This is a genomic window from Streptomyces iakyrus, from assembly GCF_000717055.1.
In the GTDB taxonomy this organism is placed as follows: Bacteria; Actinomycetota; Actinomycetes; order Streptomycetales; family Streptomycetaceae; genus Streptomyces; species Streptomyces iakyrus.
Genome location: NZ_JNXI01000027.1, coordinates 256,979 through 271,754, shown reverse-complemented (window position 1 = coordinate 271,754; position 14,776 = coordinate 256,979). Strand labels below are relative to the sequence as shown.

The following is a 14,776-nucleotide window of genomic DNA, read 5'->3' as shown; positions in this document are numbered from 1 at the left end:
TCACCCATGGGTAAAGATGTTCGGGTGCTCCAGCAACTCTTCAGCCCGTCCGTCCAGCACACGCTCGACCTGATCGGCATCTTCGTCTTCGCGATCTCCGGCGCCCTGCTGGCCGTGCGCAAGAACTTCGACGTGTTCGGCATGGCCGTCCTCGCAGAGGTCACCGCGCTGGGCGGCGGGCTCTTCCGGGACCTGGTCATCGGAGCCGTACCGCCCGCGGCCTTCACGGACCTGGGGTACTTCCTCACCCCGCTGCTCGCCACCCTCCTCGTCTTCTTCCTGCATCCCCAGGTCGAGCGCATCCAGGTCGCGGTGAACGTCTTCGACGCGGCCGGCCTCGGTCTGTTCTGCGTCGCCGGCACGATCAAGGCGTACGAGTACGGGCTCGGCCTGACCGCCTCCGCCGGTCTGGGGCTGACCACCGCCGTGGGCGGCGGTGTGCTGCGGGACGTGCTCGCCAACGAGGTCCCCTCGCTGCTGCGCTGGGACCGTGACCTGTACGCGGTCCCGGCCATCGTCGGCTCCGCCCTGGCCGCCTTGTGCATCCGGTATGACTCCCTGAACCCGCTGACCAGCTCTCTCGCGGTGATCACCGCCTTCGTACTGCGCCTGCTCGCGATGCGGTACCACTGGCGAGCTCCGCGGGCGTGGCACCGGCGTTCGACGGTGAGCGAGGAGGAGCAGCCCGTCCTGCCGTGACGGGCCGTGCGCCCATCTGCTGGGTCAGCCAGCGGAACACCGGGACCACCTGCGGCCGCCACAGCGCCATGTTGTGACCGCCCGCGCTCTTCGGGATGTACACCACGTGCACGGTCGTCGGGGCCTTCGCGGCCTGCTCCAGGGCCACGGCGGCCTCGTAGCCGTCGTGCGGCTGGCCGGAGAGGTACAGCGCGACCCGCGGCGGTACGGGTGACCTGCGCAGCATCAGATACGGGTTGTTCTCGGTGCGCAGGGCCGGGCTCTGCGCGGTGAGCGAGTCGCGTTCGCCGATGGGGTCGTTGTAGCCGGACATGCTGACGGCGGCCCGGTAGCGGTCGGGGTGCGCGATGGCGAGCCGCGCCGCGCAGTGCGCCCCGGCCGAGTAGCCGGCGACGGCCCAGCCCCGCGGGGCGGACTGGGCGCGGAAGTTGTCCATGACCATCTTCGGCACGTCGACGCTGAGCCAGGTGTCGGCGTCCACCGTGCCCGGGATGTCGGCGCAGCCGGTGTCCACCCCGGCCAGCAGGTTGGTGCGGGGCGCGACCAGGATGAACGGGGCCACCCGGCCGTCGCGCATCAGCGGCTCCAGCTGCTCGTGGGCGTGCAGCGAGCCGAACCACGCCTTCGCCGAACCGGGGTAGCCGGGCAGCAACTCCACGACCGGGAACCGGTAGTGCCGGTAGGCCGGTTCCCGGTACTGGGGCGGCAGCCAGACGTAGACCTCCGCGTTCACCCCCGACACCCGGCCCCGGAGCTGGGTCACCCGCACCCCGCCGGCCGCGCTCATCCCGGGCCCGGTGGCCGGGGCGAAGGTCTGCCGCACCTTGGGCAGCTTCCGGAGCGCGATGCCGCCCGTGCCGTCGGCGCCCAGATTCGCCGCCTGCTGCACGTGGTCGCCGGTGCCGAGCAGGTCGGCCCAGTTGTCGTACAGGTCGTTGGCGTTGTTGACGAGCGTGAAGACCAGGGCCACGGCCGTCCCCTGCGCGAACAGCAGCATCAGCGCCCGGGCCGCGGTGCGCAGGGCCCTGGGCCCGCGGATGCGCGACCAGAGGACCAGCGGAGTGACGAGGGCGGCGACGGACAGCACGACCAGCGTGCAGAGAAACGGTGTCCCGGTGAGGCTCATGCCCGTACAGAGGCCGGGACCGGTCCCGGGGTTTACGGACGAGTCGGACACTTACCGAGAAATTGCCCGTGTCTCACCAAGGCGTGACCCAAGCCCGCCCCGTTCTGCAAAGCTACCGCTTAGTAGCAACATCTTGTACTGTTCAGCCATGCCAGAAGCAGCCACCGCCCCGGCCGCCCGGGCCACGATCGGCGACAGCGAGTTCGACCGCGACACCGCGCTCACCCGCCGCGCGCCCGGCGTCTACGACATCGACCTCTCCGCCGGCTGGACGATCATCAGCGCCGTCAACGGCGGCTACCTGCTGGCCGTCCTGGGCCGCGCCCTCGCGGACGCCCTGCCGCACGCCGACCCCTTCACGATCTCGGCGCACTACCTGACCGCGTCCCAGCCCGGCCCGGCGGTCGTCCGCACGGACGTCGTCCGCACCGGCCGCACCCTGTCGACCGGCCAGGCCTCCCTTTTCCAGTACGACGACGAGGGCCGCGAGGTGGAACGCATCCGCGTGCTGGCCTCCTACGGCGACCTGGACACCCTGCCCGACGACGTCCGTACGACGGCCCGGCCCCCCGCGATGCCGCCGATGGAGCACTGCTTCGGCCCGGAGGACGGGCCCGCCCCGGTCGACGGCAGCTCGGCCATCGCGGACCGGCTGATGCTCAAGCTCGACCCCTCGACCCTGGGCTGGGCCCTCGGGCAGCCCTCCGGCAAGGGCGAGATGCGGGCCTGGTTCGGCCTCAAGGACGGGCGCGACCCCGACCCGCTCTCCCTGCTGCTCGCGGTGGACGCGCTGCCGCCCACCGCCTTCGAGATCGGGCTGAAGGGCTGGGTCCCCACGGTCGAGCTGACGGTGCACGTGCGCTGCCGTCCGGCTCCGGGTCCGCTGCGGGTGTCGATCGCCACGCGCAACCTCGCGGGCGGCTTCCTGGAGGAGGACGCCGAGGTGTGGGACAGCACGGACCGGCTGGTCGCGCAGTCCCGGCAACTGGCGCGGGTCCGGCTGGGCTGAACCTTGCCTCGCTGACAGGCGGTTCACAGGCCGGTCCCAAGGGAGGCCCACACGGCGCTGGTTGAGTGCTCGCCTCAGGACGCCCTCGACCTCCCTGGAGCTGTCCCATGAAGCGTGCGCGTCTCCTTCCCGCCGTGGCCCTGCTGGCGCTGTCGCCCTGGCGCTGGCGGCCTGCGGGTCGGGGGACTCCTCGTCGTCCTCGAACAGCGGGGGCGGGGCCGGGCAGCAGCAGGCCTGCCGGGCGCCGTCGGGGGCGGCCTCGGGCGCCCCTTCCGGCGCACCCTCCGGCGCACCCTCCGGAGCTCCCTCGGGTGCCGCCTCGGTGGGAGCGAGCCCACGGGTGCACCGTCCGGGGCCCCTTCGGGAATGCCCAGCGGCGCGCCGGGGGGCGGTCAGGGCGGCCAGGGCGGTCCCCATGGCGGTCAGGGCGGCGGCTGCGGCGGCCCGGGTGGCGGTGGCCAGGCCGCGGGCGGGCAGGGGCAGGGGCAGCAGCCTCAGCAGTCGCAGAAGGAGCAGTAGGCGTAAGGAAGGCCCGGGTCCGCCCGGGGCAGGCAGGGGCGGCGCGTCCGGCGCACGGGCGCGCCGCCCCTGTGCGTTAGCGGATGCGCGTGTGCGCCTCGCCCGAGGAGTTCAATCCAGCCAATGCTGCCGGCCGAGGCCGATCAGCCGCATCTGACGGGTCGCCAGCTGTGTGACGTGCAGGGTCCGGTCCGCGCGCTCCTCCTCCGGTCCTTCCAGGGCCTCCAGGAACAGCGAAGCCGTGCTCAGCATCTGGTCGACGTAGAGGTGCGCGAGCATCAGCAGGTCGTCCTCGCTCCAGCCGCGCGCCACCGGGTCCTTGGCCAGCTCGGTCTTGACCTCCTGGGCGAAGCGGGCCAGTTGGTCCCGTATCGCCTCCCGGACCGGCTGGACTCCGCCATGTCGTTCACGGGCGATGAACCGGACATGGGCGGGGTACCCGTCGACGTGACGGGCGATCAGGTCGATGGCGCGCGCGACGCGTTCCTCGGGGTCGCCCGTCGTGGACACCGTCGTCCGGATCATCGGGTGCAGGCTGCCCAGCGCCTCCTCGACCAGGGCCACGCCCAGATCCGCCGTGGACCGGAAGTGGCGGTAGAAGGCGGTCGGGGCGACTCCGACGGCGCGGGTGACCTCCCGCAGTCCCAGGCTGCTCAGGCTCTGCTCCTCCAGCAGCGCCAGGGCCGCGTCCAGGAGTGCCTGCCGGGTCTTCTGCTTCTGGGCCTGCCGGATGCCGAGGGTGTGACTCATACCATGCAGTTAACAACTGTTCTCTGGAATTGGAAAGTCATGAGAAGCGCTAGACTGGGAAGTCAGTGAACAACTGTAACCACAACCGTTCACCGAAATTCTGGGGGCTGTTTCCCATGCTGTTCATCGTCGCCGCGCTCCTGCTGCTGGGTGTCGTCCTGGGCACCGTGGCCCACGCGCCGCTCACCTTCTCCCTGGCCGCGGGCGCCGTCATCGCCGTCTGGCTCGGCGTCTTCGCGGTCCGCGAGCGCGGCCGCCGGCGCCACACGCAGGCCCACTGACGCCGTTCGCCATCCCTTCGCACCGACTTCGGGAGTCGATCACCATGCAGCTCACCGCTCCGGCCTCGCGCCGCACCGGCATCCGTGACACCGACGGCATGGCCGTCGCGTCCTTCATCCTCGGCCTGCTCGGCCTGCTCGTGCTCAACCTCTTCCTCGGCCCGATCGCCATCGTGCTGGCGAGCATCGCCCTGTGGCGCGGCACCGAGCGCCGCGGCCGCGCCCTGCTGGGCCTGGGCCTGGGCGTCGCCGACCTGCTGGTCCTCGCCGCCTTCATGGAGTTCGACAGCACCATCTCGTGGAGCTTCTGAGCCGCCGTCGGACAGCCGTAAGCCGGTGCGCCGCGGCCGGGCCCGGGGACGACGGGCCGGCGCAGCGCAGTACGGCGGTTCACGTTCGGCCAGCCTTGCTCTGAGGCCGGTCGAAGGGGAGCCGTAGAATCGGGCTCACCATGGCTTACCTCGACCACGCCGCGACCACCCCGATGCTCCCGGAGGCGGCAGAGGCGCTCACCGCGCAGCTGGGTGCCACCGGCAACGCGTCCTCCCTCCACGCATCCGGCAGGCAGGCCCGCCGCACCGTCGAGGAGGCCCGCGAGACCATCGCCGAAGCCCTCGGCGCCCGCCCCAGCGAGGTCGTCCTCACTTCGGGCGGCACAGAGGCCGACAACCTCGCCGTCAAGGGCCTTTACTGGTCACGCCGTGACGCCGACCCGGCCCGCACCCGCGTCCTCGCCAGCCCCGTCGAGCACCACGCGGTCCTCGACGCCGTGCACTGGCTCGGCGAACACGAGGGCGCCACCGTCGAGTACCTGCCGGTGGACTCCCACGGCCGCGTCCACCCGGACGCCCTGCGTGAGGCGATCGCCCGCAACCCCGGCGACGTGGCCCTCGCCACCGTCATGTGGGCCAACAACGAAATCGGGACGATCCTGCCCGTCCGTGAACTCGCCGACGTGGCAGCCGAGTTCGGAGTACCACTGCACTCGGACGCCGTTCAGGCCTTCGGCCAGATCCCCGTGGACTTCGCCGCTTCGGGCCTTGCCGCGATGACGGTCTCGGGCCACAAGATCGGCGGCCCCTACGGCATCGGCGCGCTGATCCTCGGCCGGGAGCACACCCCCGTACCGGTGCTGCACGGCGGCGGTCAGGAACGCCATGTGCGCTCCGGAACCCTCGACGTCCCGGCCATCGCCTCCTTCGCCGTCGCGGCGCGGCTGGCCGCCGAGCAGCGCGCGTGGTTCGCCCGCGAGATCGGCGCCCTGCGCGACTCCCTCGTCAACGCGGTCCGTTCCGCCGTACCGGACGCGATCCTCGGCGGCGACCCGGACCCGGAAGGGCGCCTCCCGGCCAACGCGCACTTCACCTTCCCCGGTTGTGAGGGCGACTCCCTGCTGCTCCTCCTCGACGCCCAGGGCATCGAGTGCTCCACCGGCTCCGCCTGCACCGCCGGCGTCGCCCAGCCCAGCCATGTCCTCCTCGCCACCGGCACCGACCCCGACCTGGCCCGCGGCACCCTGCGCTTCTCCCTCGGCCACACCTCCACCGAGGCCGACGTCGAGGCCCTGGCCAAGGCCATCGGCCCGGCGGTGGAACGGGCCCGGGCGGCCGGGCTGACGTAGCGCCCGGCGCGGGACGGGGGCGGGGCACGTGTATCGACATGTGGTGTATCGGCGTGCGCCCTCGCCGGGGCCGGGTCCGGCGGACACTCCGCAGGTGCACGTCGTCACACAGGTCTTCGCCCTGTCGTTCCCCCGGAGGCTGTGGCGCGGGGCCGTGGGCCAGGGCCTGGCACCGGCCGTCGCGCTCGTCGCCGCCCCGTTCTGACCGGTCAGGCCGGCGTCGTGCGCGCCCGGCGCACCAGGCGCATGTACTTGTCCCAGTCCCAGTGCGGGCCGGGGTCCGTGTGGTCCGTGCCCGGGACCTCCACGTGGCCGATGATGTGCTCGCGGTCGACGGGTATGTCGTAGCGGGCGCAGATCCGGGCCGTGAGACGGGCCGAGGCCTCGTACATCTCGTCCGTGAGGTCCTGCGGGCGGTCCACGAAGCCCTCGTGCTCGATGCCGACACTGCGTTCGTTGTAGTCGCGGTTGCCCGCGTGGTACGCCACGTCCAGCTCGCGGATCATCTGCGTGACGTGCCCGTCCTGGCGGACGATGTAGTGCGTGGCCGCCTTGTGCCCCGGGTCCCGGAAGGCCTTCACCGCGCTGTCGAAGCTGCCCTGCGTGACGTGCACGATCACCATGTCTATGCCGAAGTCGTCGGGGCGGTCCGCGCGGCGCCAGTTCGCGTCCGACGCCGCCACCCAGCGCGCGCCCTTGTAGTCGACCGCGCCCGCCTCGCGCGGCTTCTCGACGCCCGGGGTGCGCCACCACAGTCTCGCCAGCTCGTCCCGGGCCAGGACGGCGGAGCCCGCCGCGGCCACCGTGCCACCGATCAGCAGCGCGCGGCGGCCGACCTTCCGGTCGCCGTCCCTCGAAGCCTTCCGCTGTCCCATGTGATCGTCAACGGATACCCGGCGGTCCTGGTTCCCGCGCCCCCTTACCCTGGAAGGGTTATGACTGAGACCCCGCAGCGCCCCCGCCCCCTCCGCGTCCTGGCCGCCATGTCCGGCGGTGTCGACTCCGCCGTCGCCGCCGCCCGTGCGGCCGAAGCGGGCCACGACGTGACCGGCGTCCACCTCGCGCTCTCCGCCAACCCCCAGTCCTTCCGGACGGGCGCACGGGGCTGCTGCACCATCGAGGACTCACGCGACGCCCGCCGCGCCGCGGACGTCATCGGCATCCCGTTCTACGTCTGGGACCTCGCCGACCGCTTCCGTGAGGACGTCGTCGAGGACTTCGTCGCCGAGTACGAGGCCGGCCGCACCCCCAACCCCTGCCTGCGCTGCAACGAGAAGATCAAGTTCGCCGCCCTCCTCGACAAGGCGCTCGCGCTGGGCTTCGACGCGGTCTGCACGGGCCACTACGCCCAGGTCATCGTGCGCGAGGACGGCACCCGCGAACTGCACCGCGCCTCCGACATGGCCAAGGACCAGTCGTACGTCCTCGGCGTCCTGGACGACCGGCAGCTCGCCCACGCCCTGTTCCCGCTCGGCGACACCGTCACCACCAAGGACGAGATCCGCGCCGAGGCCGAGCGCAGGGGCCTGGCCGTGGCCAAGAAGCCCGACTCGCACGACATCTGCTTCATCGCCGACGGCGACACCCAGGGCTTCCTGGCGAACCGGCTCGGCCGCGCCGAGGGCGACATCGTCGACGAGTCCGGCGCCAAGCTCGGCACGCACGAGGGCGCGTACGGCTTCACCATCGGCCAGCGCAAGGGCCTGCGCATCGGCACCCCCGCCCCCGACGGCAAGCCGCGCTACGTCCTCGACATCTCGCCGGTGGACAACACCGTGACCGTCGGCCCGGCCTCCGCCCTGGACGTCAGCGCCCTCACGGCGATCAAGCCCCGCTGGTGCGGTGCCGCCCCCACCGGCCCCGGCACCTACACGGCCCAGCTGCGCGCCCACGGCGGCGAGACCGAGGTGACCGCCGAACTCGTCGACGGCTCCCTGGAGGTCACGTTCGCCGAGCCCGTCCGGGGCGTCGCCCCGGGCCAGGCGATCGTGCTGTACGACGGCACGCGCGTGGTGGGCTCGGCGACGATCGCGACGACGACCCGGGCGACGGCGGGCGTGGCCTGACCCCGCCGCTGCGCGCACCCGGACGCGGGTTCCACGCGCGCGTGCCCGCGTGCCGCCCGCCTCGGTCCCGGCCGAGGCCGGTCAGCCCGGCGGAAGAACCCGTCAGTCCCCGCTGAAGAACCCGTCAGTCCCGGCTGAAGAACTCCGACAGCACCGGCGCCAGCACGTTCGGCTCGACCATGTGGGTCTGCCCCTGGAGCGTGCGGTACGTGCCCTCGGGGACCGAGTCCGCGATCGCCCGGGCCGCCTCGCGCAGCCACGAGGGGCTCGCGTCGCCCGCGACCGCCAGGACCGGGACGCCGACCGAGCCCAGCCGGGAGCGGGGGACCCGGCCGTCGCCCATCACGGCGTCGTCGTAGGCGAGACTCGCGGCCATCGCCTCCATCCCGGCCCACATGGGGGACTGCCGGGCGCCCTGGATCACCCCCTCGGCCAGACCGGTCAGCCGCAGGAACAGCTCGACCGCGTCCCCGCGCCGCCCCTCGCCGAGCGCCTCCGTCAGCCGCTCGGTGTACTGCGCACGCTCCCTGGCACCCTCCTCCGACATCGCGAAGGGCGTCTCGTAGACGGCCACGCGCCGCACCGGCAGTCCGCTCGCCGCCGCCTCCAGCGCCAGAGCGCCGCCCGAGGAGATGCCGTACAGGAGCGCCTCGCCGCCCACCGCCTCGATCACCGCTCCCAGGTCCTCGACCTCACGCTCCACGGCGTACGGCGCGGTGTCCGCGCTGGCGCCGCGGCCCCGGCGGTCGTACACCACGGCCTGGAAACGCTCGGAGAGCGACACGGCGAGCGGCGCCAGGGTGCCGCCCGTCGACATCGCGCCGCTCACCAGGACGACCGCCGGGCCGCGGCCGGTGCTCTCGTAGGCGATGCGGGTGCCGTCGCGCGAAAGGATCTTCTTGTCCATGCTCATGCAGACTGCCGCACGCCGCGGTGTTCATCGATGAGGCGGGCGGCGCGTCAGCCGATCAGAACACTTCCACCTCGTAGAAGCACAGGTGGTCCTTGATCCCGGCGACGTCCGGCTTGGGGTCCGGATACGCCCAGACGAGGTTCTCCGCGTCCGGCACGGACCAGTAGGAGGCGGTGCCCTTGAACGGGCAGTACGTCTGCGCGTCGGACGCCGTCAGCAGGTCCAGTCGCACATCCTCCGGCGGGATGTAGTACCGCTCGGGACAGCCCGTCTCGCGCAGCACCAGCGACCGGTCGCTCTCCGCCAGCACCTGCCCGCCGTGCACCACGCGCACGTGCCGGTCGCTGCGCTCGATGGTGATGCGATGCCCTGTCGTCACGATCGCCCCTCCTTGGGTAGCCGACTCCTCCCGTACAGCGCAGGCTGAAGCGGAGTTCTTCCCTCGCCGCAGGAGGCCCCCATGCGCGCCAAGGAACCGGCTGCCGGAAACCGCTCCCGCCTGCTCCACCAGGTCCGGTACGCCCTGCGCCATCCGGAGCGCGTGCCAGCGCACGCCCGGCGTGCGGTGCGCGACGCCTGGCTGCGGCTGCGCCACCCCGACCACATCGCCTACTACCGGGCCGTGATGGCGTCGGACGCGGCCCGCAGCGCCGAGGCGGCGGTGGGGCACAACCCCTCACGCGAGCAGTGGGCGCGGATCGGTCGCATGCAGTTCGACTACCTGGTCGGCCACGGCCTGCGGCCGCACCACCGGATGCTGGAGATCGGCTGCGGCAACCTGCGCGCCGGACGGCTGTTCATCGGCCACCTCGACACCGGGCACTACTACGGCATCGACATCTCGCCGCACATCCTGCTCGCCGCCCAGGACACCCTCGTGGCCGAGGAACTCCAGCCCAAACTGCCCTACCTGGCGCTCTCCCGTGACCTCACCTTCGCCTTCCTGCCGGACGCGCATTTCGACGTCGTGCACGCGCACAGCGTCTTCTCGCACTCGCCGCTGCACGTCATCGACGAGTGCTTCGCGAACGTCGGCCGGATCCTCGCGCCCGGCGGGTTCTTCGACTTCACCTTCGACCGCACCGAGGGCGAGGAGCACCAGGTCCTGCACGAGGACTTCTACTACCGGACGCGGACCCTCACCGACCTCGCCGCCCAGCACGGCCTGGACGCCCGGTTCATGGACGACTGGGAGCGCCTGCCGCACCGGCAGTCCAAAATGCGGCTCACCGCCGCGGCCGACCGGGCCCGTACGGTGGGTTCATGAACATCTGTGTCTTCCTGTCCGCCGCCGACCTCGACGAGCGCTACACCCGCCCCGCACGGGAGTTCGCCACGCTGCTGGGCAAGGGCGGTCACACGCTCGTGTGGGGCGGCTCCGACGTCGGCCTGATGAAGGTGGTCGCCGACGGGGTGCAGGAGGCGGGCGGCCGGCTGGCCGGCGTCTCCGTGCAGTTCCTCGCGGCCAAGGCCCGCCCGGGCGTCGACGAGATGGTCGTCGCGAAGGACCTCGCCGAGCGCAAGAAGCTGCTCCTGGAGCGGGCCGACGCCGTGGTGATCATGGTCGGCGGCACGGGCACGCTCGACGAGGCGACCGAGATCCTGGAGCTGAAGAAGCACGGGCACACCGACAAGCCGGTGGTCCTGCTCAACACCGCGGGCTTCTACGACGGCCTGAAGGAGCAGTTCCGCCGCATGGACGCCGAGGGCTTCCTGCCCCGGCCCCTGACCGACCTGGTGTTCTTCGCCGAGGAGCCGGTGGGGGCGCTGGCGTACCTGGAGGAGAGCCGGGGCATCGAGTGAGCCGGTGCTGATGCGAGCATGGCGGGCATGGCTACTCATGTGATCACCGGAGCCGGCTCCGGCATCGGCGCGGCCGTGGCCCGCCGTCTGCACGCGCGCGGGGACGACCTCGTGCTGCACGCGCGCGACGCGGGCCGCGCGAAGGAACTGGCGGCCGCGTTCCCCGGGGCGCGGACCCTGGTCGGTGACCTCGCCGACCCCGACCGGCTCTCCTGGGCCTTCTCCCACCAGTCGCTGCCGGACCGCGTGGACTCGCTGCTGCACATCGCGGGCGTGGTCGACCTCGGCCCGGTCGGCGAGCTCACCCCGAAGGCCTGGCGCCACCAGATCGACGTCAACCTGATCGCCCCCGCCGAGCTGACCCGCCACTTCCTGCCCCAACTGCGCGCCGCCCGCGGCCACGTGCTCTTCGTCAACTCCGGCGCGGGACTCAACGCCCACGCCGACTGGTCCGCGTATGCCGCCTCCAAGCACGGCCTGAAGGCCCTCGCCGACTCCCTGCGCCACGAGGAGCACGGCAACGGGGTCCGCGTCACCTCGGTGTACCCCGGCCGCACGGCCAGCCCCATGCAGGCCAAGGTCCACCAGCAGGAGGGCAAGGAGTACGACGCCTCGAAGTGGATCGACCCCGAGTCGGTCGCCACGACGATCGTGATGGCCCTCGATCTGCCGAGGGACGCGGAGGTCAACGACCTCACGGTGCGACCGGGAGGCTGACCCCGGTCAAGGGGCTGCGTAGGCTTCTCCGGTGAGCGAAAACAGCCAGTTCAGGTTCGGCGCGGCCACCGGCGTGGGATCCATGCCGGGCGGCGACGCCCGTGAGGCCGCCAAGACCGTCACCGGCACCTTCGAGGACTTCCCCTTCCTGCCCGAACTGCCCGCCCGCGGCCCCGGCGCGGACATGATCGGGCGGACCGCCGGCCTGCTCGTCGAGCTGTACGCGCGCGTGGAGCCCAGCGGGTGGCGGCTCGGGGACCGGCCGGGGCGGGACACCAAGCGGGCCCGCTCCTGGCTCGGCGAGGACCTCGACGCCCTGGAGGAGTTCACGCAGGAGTACGAGGGGCCGCTGAAGGTCCAGGCCGTCGGCCCCTGGACCCTCGCCGCCAACCTGGAGCTCAGGAACGGCGAGGCGGCCCTCTCCGACGCCGGTGCCTGCCGCGACCTCGCCGCCTCCCTCGCCGAGGGACTGCGCCAGCACCTGGCCGAACTGCGGCGGCGGATCCCCGGCGCGCAGCTCGTCCTCCAGCTCGACGAGCCGTCGCTGACGGCCGTCCTGCGCGGGCAGGTGAAGAGCGCCAGCGGCTACCGCACCCACCGGGCCGTCGACCGGCAGGTCGTCGAGCAGACCCTGCGCGACCTCGTCGGAGTGCACACGTCCGGCCCGGTCGTGATCCACTCCTGCGCCCCGGACGTGCCGTTCGCCCTGCTCCGCCGGGCCGGAGCGGCCGCCGTCTCCTTCGACTTCTCGCTGCTCACCGAGCGTGACGACGAGGCGATCGGGGAGGCCGTAGAGGGCGGCACCCGGCTCTTCGCCGGTGTCGTCCCGGGCACCGAGGGCCCATTGTCAGACCCTGCCGGTAGCGTCATGGGTGTCAGGACGCTGTGGCGCAGGCTGGGGCTGTCTCCGGGGCTTCTCGCGGAGGCGGTCACGGTCACCCCGGCGTGCGGACTCGCGGGGGCCTCCCCGGGGTACGCGCGCACGGCCCTCGCGCACTGCGCCCGGGCGGCGAGATCCCTCGCGGACAACCCAGAGTAACGGGAGGACGACACGGTGGCCGGCGACAAGCAAGCGGAGACGACGACGGTGCCCGCCGAGGCACGGGAGAAGCACGCGCGCCTCGCGGAGCAGATCGAGGAGCACCGCTTCCGCTACTACGTGAAGGACGCTCCCGTCGTCAGCGACGCGGAGTTCGACCAGCTGCTGCGTTCCCTGGAGGCGCTGGAGGAGGAGCACCCGGAGCTGCGCACGCCGGACTCGCCGACCCAGAAGGTCTCCGGGTCCTACGAGACGGAGTTCACGGCGGTCGAGCACCGTCAGCGCATGCTCTCCCTCGACAACACGTTCAACGACGAGGAGATGGCCGCCTGGACGGAGCGCATCGCCAGGGAACTGGGCGAGCAGGAGTACCACTTCCTGTGCGAGCTCAAGGTCGACGGCCTCGCCGTGAACCTCACCTACGAGCACGGCCGCCTCACCCGCGCGGCCACCCGCGGCGACGGCCGCACGGGTGAGGACATCACGCCCAACGTGCGCACGATCGCCGAGATCCCCGACCGCCTCAAGGGCGACTCCGTCCCCGACCTCGTGGAGATCCGCGGCGAGGTCTACTTCCCGATGGAGAAGTTCCAGGAGCTCAACGCCCGCCTCGTCGAGGCCGGTGACAAGCCCTTCGCCAACCCGCGCAACGCGGCCGCCGGTTCCCTGCGCCAGAAGGACCCGCGCGTCACCGCCACCCGCCCCCTGCACATGGTGGTCCACGGCATCGGCGCCCTGGAGGGCTTCACCGGCCTGACCCGCCTCTCCCAGGCCTACGACCTGCTCAAGACGTGGGGCCTGCCCACATCCCGGCACAACAAGGTGGTCGACGGCCTGGAAGGCGTCCGGGAGTTCATCGCCTACTTCGGCGAGAACCGCCACTCCGTGGAGCACGAGATCGACGGCGTCGTCGTCAAGCTCGACCAGATCCCCCTGCAGGGCCGCCTCGGCTCCACCTCGCGCGCCCCGCGCTGGGCGATCGCGTACAAGTACGCGCCGGAGGAGGTCAACACCAAGCTCGTCAACATCCGCGTGGGCGTGGGCCGCACCGGCCGCGTCACCCCCTACGCCCAGGTCGAGCCGGTCACGGTCGCGGGCTCCGAGGTCGAGTTCGCCACGCTGCACAACCAGGACGTGGTCAAGGCCAAGGGCGTCCTCATCGGCGACACGGTCGTGTTGCGCAAGGCCGGTGACGTCATCCCGGAGATCCTCGGCCCCGTCGCCGACCTGCGCGACGGCACCGAGCGCGAGTTCGTCATGCCGGGCGAGTGCCCCGAGTGCGGCACACCGCTGCGGCCGATGAAGGAGGGCGACGTCGACCTGCGCTGCCCCAACGCCCGCACCTGCCCGGCCCAGTTGCGCGAGCGCCTGTTCTACCTGGCGGGCCGCAAGGCGCTGGACATCGAGCACTTCGGCTATGTGGCGGCGGCGGCCCTCACCGCCCCGCTGGAGCCCGAGGACCCGCCGCTGGCCGACGAGGGCGACCTGTTCGACCTCACCATCGAGCAGCTGCTGCCCATCAAGGCGTACGTCCTCGACCCGGACAGCGGCCTGCCCAAGCGCGACCCGAAGACCGGCGAGGAGAAGGTCGCCACGATCTTCGCCAACCAGCAGGGCGAGCCCCGCAAGAACGCGGTCGCCATGCTGGAGAACATCGCCGCGGCCAAGGAGCGCCCCCTGGCCCGCGTCATCACCAGCCTGTCGATCCGTCACGTCGGACCCGTCGCGGCCGAGGCGCTGGCCCGCGAGTTCCGCTCGATCGAGCGCATCGACCAGGCCACGGAGGAGGAGCTCGCGGTCACCGAGGGCGTCGGACCGACCATCGCCGCCTCCCTCAAGCAGTGGTTCGCCGAGGACTGGCACCGCGACATCATCCGCAAGTGGAAGGCCGCGGGCGTCCGCATGGAGGCCGAGAGCACCGGTGAGGACGAGGGGCCGCGCCCGCTCGAAGGCCTCACCGTCGTCGTCACCGGCACCCTCGAACACTTCACCCGGGACGGCGCCAAGGAGGCGCTGCAGAGCCGCGGAGCGAAGGTGACCGGCTCGGTTTCGAAGAAGACGTCGTTCGTCGTCGTGGGGGACAGCCCCGGATCGAAGTACGACAAGGCGATGCAGCTGAAGGTTCCGGTCCTGAACGAGGAGGGTTTCGGCGTCCTGCTGGAGCAGGGACCGGAAGCCGCGGCCGAAGTCGCCCTTTCGGCCGAGGAGTAGCGGTTGAAGGCCACCCGTTCGG

The 14,776-nt window shown here is 72.1% G+C and carries 16 protein-coding genes; 11 read left to right on the top strand and 5 right to left on the bottom strand.

What is annotated here, in order from left to right; all coding sequences use genetic code 11:
• Positions 1-24 precede the first annotated feature (24 nt).
• Complete coding sequence (locus OO68_RS44670) at positions 25-699, top strand: trimeric intracellular cation channel family protein (RefSeq protein ID WP_078625635.1); 675 nt, start codon at positions 25-27, stop codon at positions 697-699.
• Here the strand turns inward: OO68_RS44670 and OO68_RS34855 are convergent.
• Positions 590-1,825, bottom strand: coding sequence for an alpha/beta hydrolase (locus OO68_RS34855; protein ID WP_033313293.1), 1,236 nt, complete (start codon positions 1,823-1,825; stop codon positions 590-592). The genes OO68_RS44670 and OO68_RS34855 overlap by 110 nt on opposite strands.
• 148 nt (positions 1,826-1,973) lie before the next feature.
• Here OO68_RS34855 and OO68_RS34850 point away from each other — a divergent pair, with 148 nt between their 5' ends.
• Positions 1,974-2,834: a thioesterase family protein gene (locus OO68_RS34850; RefSeq protein WP_033313291.1), complete on the top strand. Its 861-nt coding sequence runs from the start codon at positions 1,974-1,976 to the stop codon at positions 2,832-2,834.
• A gap of 630 nt (positions 2,835-3,464) precedes the next feature.
• Here the strand turns inward: OO68_RS34850 and OO68_RS34845 are convergent.
• Positions 3,465-4,103, bottom strand: a complete 639-nt coding sequence (locus tag OO68_RS34845) for a TetR family transcriptional regulator (protein ID WP_033313290.1) — start codon at positions 4,101-4,103, stop codon at positions 3,465-3,467.
• Positions 4,104-4,219: 116 nt separating this feature from the next.
• Between OO68_RS34845 and OO68_RS45785 the strand changes: the two genes are divergently transcribed.
• The 3 genes from OO68_RS45785 to OO68_RS34830 all read left to right on the top strand — a co-directional run bounded on the left by OO68_RS45785 (position 4,220) and on the right by OO68_RS34830 (position 6,005).
• On the top strand, positions 4,220-4,384 hold the full coding sequence (locus OO68_RS45785; RefSeq protein ID WP_033313288.1) for a hypothetical protein: 165 nt from the start codon (positions 4,220-4,222) through the stop codon (positions 4,382-4,384).
• Between the two features lie 44 nt (positions 4,385-4,428).
• Entirely contained in the window at positions 4,429-4,695 is a 267-nt protein-coding gene (locus tag OO68_RS34835) for a hypothetical protein (RefSeq protein ID WP_033313286.1), read from the top strand.
• A 140-nt stretch (positions 4,696-4,835) separates the two neighbouring features.
• The gene (locus OO68_RS34830; RefSeq protein ID WP_033313284.1) at positions 4,836-6,005 is read left to right on the top strand and encodes a cysteine desulfurase family protein; all 1,170 of its coding nucleotides are present in this window, start codon (positions 4,836-4,838) and stop codon (positions 6,003-6,005) included.
• A gap of 209 nt (positions 6,006-6,214) precedes the next feature.
• Here the strand turns inward: OO68_RS34830 and OO68_RS34825 are convergent, their stop codons facing one another.
• Complete coding sequence (locus OO68_RS34825; protein ID WP_033313282.1) at positions 6,215-6,880, bottom strand: N-acetylmuramoyl-L-alanine amidase; 666 nt, start codon at positions 6,878-6,880, stop codon at positions 6,215-6,217.
• Positions 6,881-6,940: 60 nt separating this feature from the next.
• On the opposite strand from OO68_RS34825, the gene mnmA reads away from it, so the two are divergent.
• A complete protein-coding gene (mnmA, locus tag OO68_RS34820; RefSeq protein ID WP_033313280.1) occupies positions 6,941-8,071 on the top strand; it encodes a tRNA 2-thiouridine(34) synthase MnmA in 1,131 nt (376 codons plus the stop codon).
• 124 nt (positions 8,072-8,195) lie between these two features.
• Here the strand turns inward: mnmA and OO68_RS34815 are convergent, their stop codons facing one another.
• Both OO68_RS34815 and OO68_RS34810 read right to left on the bottom strand, forming a co-directional pair.
• Positions 8,196-8,978, bottom strand: coding sequence for an alpha/beta fold hydrolase (locus OO68_RS34815; protein ID WP_033313278.1), 783 nt, complete (start codon positions 8,976-8,978; stop codon positions 8,196-8,198).
• 61 nt (positions 8,979-9,039) lie between these two features.
• Positions 9,040-9,363, bottom strand: coding sequence for a DUF427 domain-containing protein (locus tag OO68_RS34810; RefSeq protein ID WP_033313277.1), 324 nt, complete (start codon positions 9,361-9,363; stop codon positions 9,040-9,042).
• A gap of 81 nt (positions 9,364-9,444) precedes the next feature.
• Here OO68_RS34810 and OO68_RS34805 point away from each other — a divergent pair, with 81 nt between their 5' ends.
• Genes OO68_RS34805 through ligA form a run of 5 tightly spaced genes read left to right on the top strand, consistent with a single transcriptional unit; the run spans position 9,445 to position 14,754 of the window.
• A complete protein-coding gene (locus OO68_RS34805) occupies positions 9,445-10,251 on the top strand; it encodes a class I SAM-dependent methyltransferase (protein ID WP_051814902.1) in 807 nt (268 codons plus the stop codon).
• Entirely contained in the window at positions 10,248-10,787 is a 540-nt protein-coding gene (locus tag OO68_RS34800; RefSeq protein WP_033313276.1) for an LOG family protein, read from the top strand. The genes OO68_RS34805 and OO68_RS34800 overlap by 4 nt, the downstream gene beginning before the upstream one ends.
• Positions 10,788-10,805: 18 nt before the next feature.
• Entirely contained in the window at positions 10,806-11,504 is a 699-nt protein-coding gene (locus OO68_RS34795; protein ID WP_078625633.1) for an SDR family oxidoreductase, read from the top strand.
• A 31-nt stretch (positions 11,505-11,535) separates the two neighbouring features.
• Complete coding sequence (locus OO68_RS34790) at positions 11,536-12,543, top strand: methionine synthase (protein ID WP_033313272.1); 1,008 nt, start codon at positions 11,536-11,538, stop codon at positions 12,541-12,543.
• Between the two features lie 15 nt (positions 12,544-12,558).
• On the top strand, positions 12,559-14,754 hold the full coding sequence (gene ligA, locus OO68_RS34785) for an NAD-dependent DNA ligase LigA (RefSeq protein ID WP_033313270.1): 2,196 nt from the start codon (positions 12,559-12,561) through the stop codon (positions 14,752-14,754).
• Positions 14,755-14,776 lie beyond the last annotated feature (22 nt).

What these genes read in the sequence shown, in the direction of transcription:
- OO68_RS34855 (WP_033313293.1), bottom strand. Translation starts at nt 1,825, where the DNA reads ATGAGCCTCACCGGGACACCGTTTCTCTGCACGCTGGTCGTGCTGTCC.
- OO68_RS34850 (WP_033313291.1), top strand. Translation starts at nt 1,974, where the DNA reads ATGCCAGAAGCAGCCACCGCCCCGGCCGCCCGGGCCACGATCGGCGAC.
- OO68_RS34845 (WP_033313290.1), bottom strand. Translation starts at nt 4,103, where the DNA reads ATGAGTCACACCCTCGGCATCCGGCAGGCCCAGAAGCAGAAGACCCGG.
- OO68_RS45785 (WP_033313288.1), top strand. Translation starts at nt 4,220, where the DNA reads ATGCTGTTCATCGTCGCCGCGCTCCTGCTGCTGGGTGTCGTCCTGGGC.
- OO68_RS34835 (WP_033313286.1), top strand. Translation starts at nt 4,429, where the DNA reads ATGCAGCTCACCGCTCCGGCCTCGCGCCGCACCGGCATCCGTGACACC.
- OO68_RS34830 (WP_033313284.1), top strand. Translation starts at nt 4,836, where the DNA reads ATGGCTTACCTCGACCACGCCGCGACCACCCCGATGCTCCCGGAGGCG.
- OO68_RS34825 (WP_033313282.1), bottom strand. Translation starts at nt 6,880, where the DNA reads ATGGGACAGCGGAAGGCTTCGAGGGACGGCGACCGGAAGGTCGGCCGC.
- mnmA (WP_033313280.1), top strand. Translation starts at nt 6,941, where the DNA reads ATGACTGAGACCCCGCAGCGCCCCCGCCCCCTCCGCGTCCTGGCCGCC.
- OO68_RS34815 (WP_033313278.1), bottom strand. Translation starts at nt 8,978, where the DNA reads ATGGACAAGAAGATCCTTTCGCGCGACGGCACCCGCATCGCCTACGAG.
- OO68_RS34805 (WP_051814902.1), top strand. Translation starts at nt 9,445, where the DNA reads ATGCGCGCCAAGGAACCGGCTGCCGGAAACCGCTCCCGCCTGCTCCAC.
- OO68_RS34800 (WP_033313276.1), top strand. Translation starts at nt 10,248, where the DNA reads ATGAACATCTGTGTCTTCCTGTCCGCCGCCGACCTCGACGAGCGCTAC.
- OO68_RS34795 (WP_078625633.1), top strand. Translation starts at nt 10,806, where the DNA reads ATGGCGGGCATGGCTACTCATGTGATCACCGGAGCCGGCTCCGGCATC.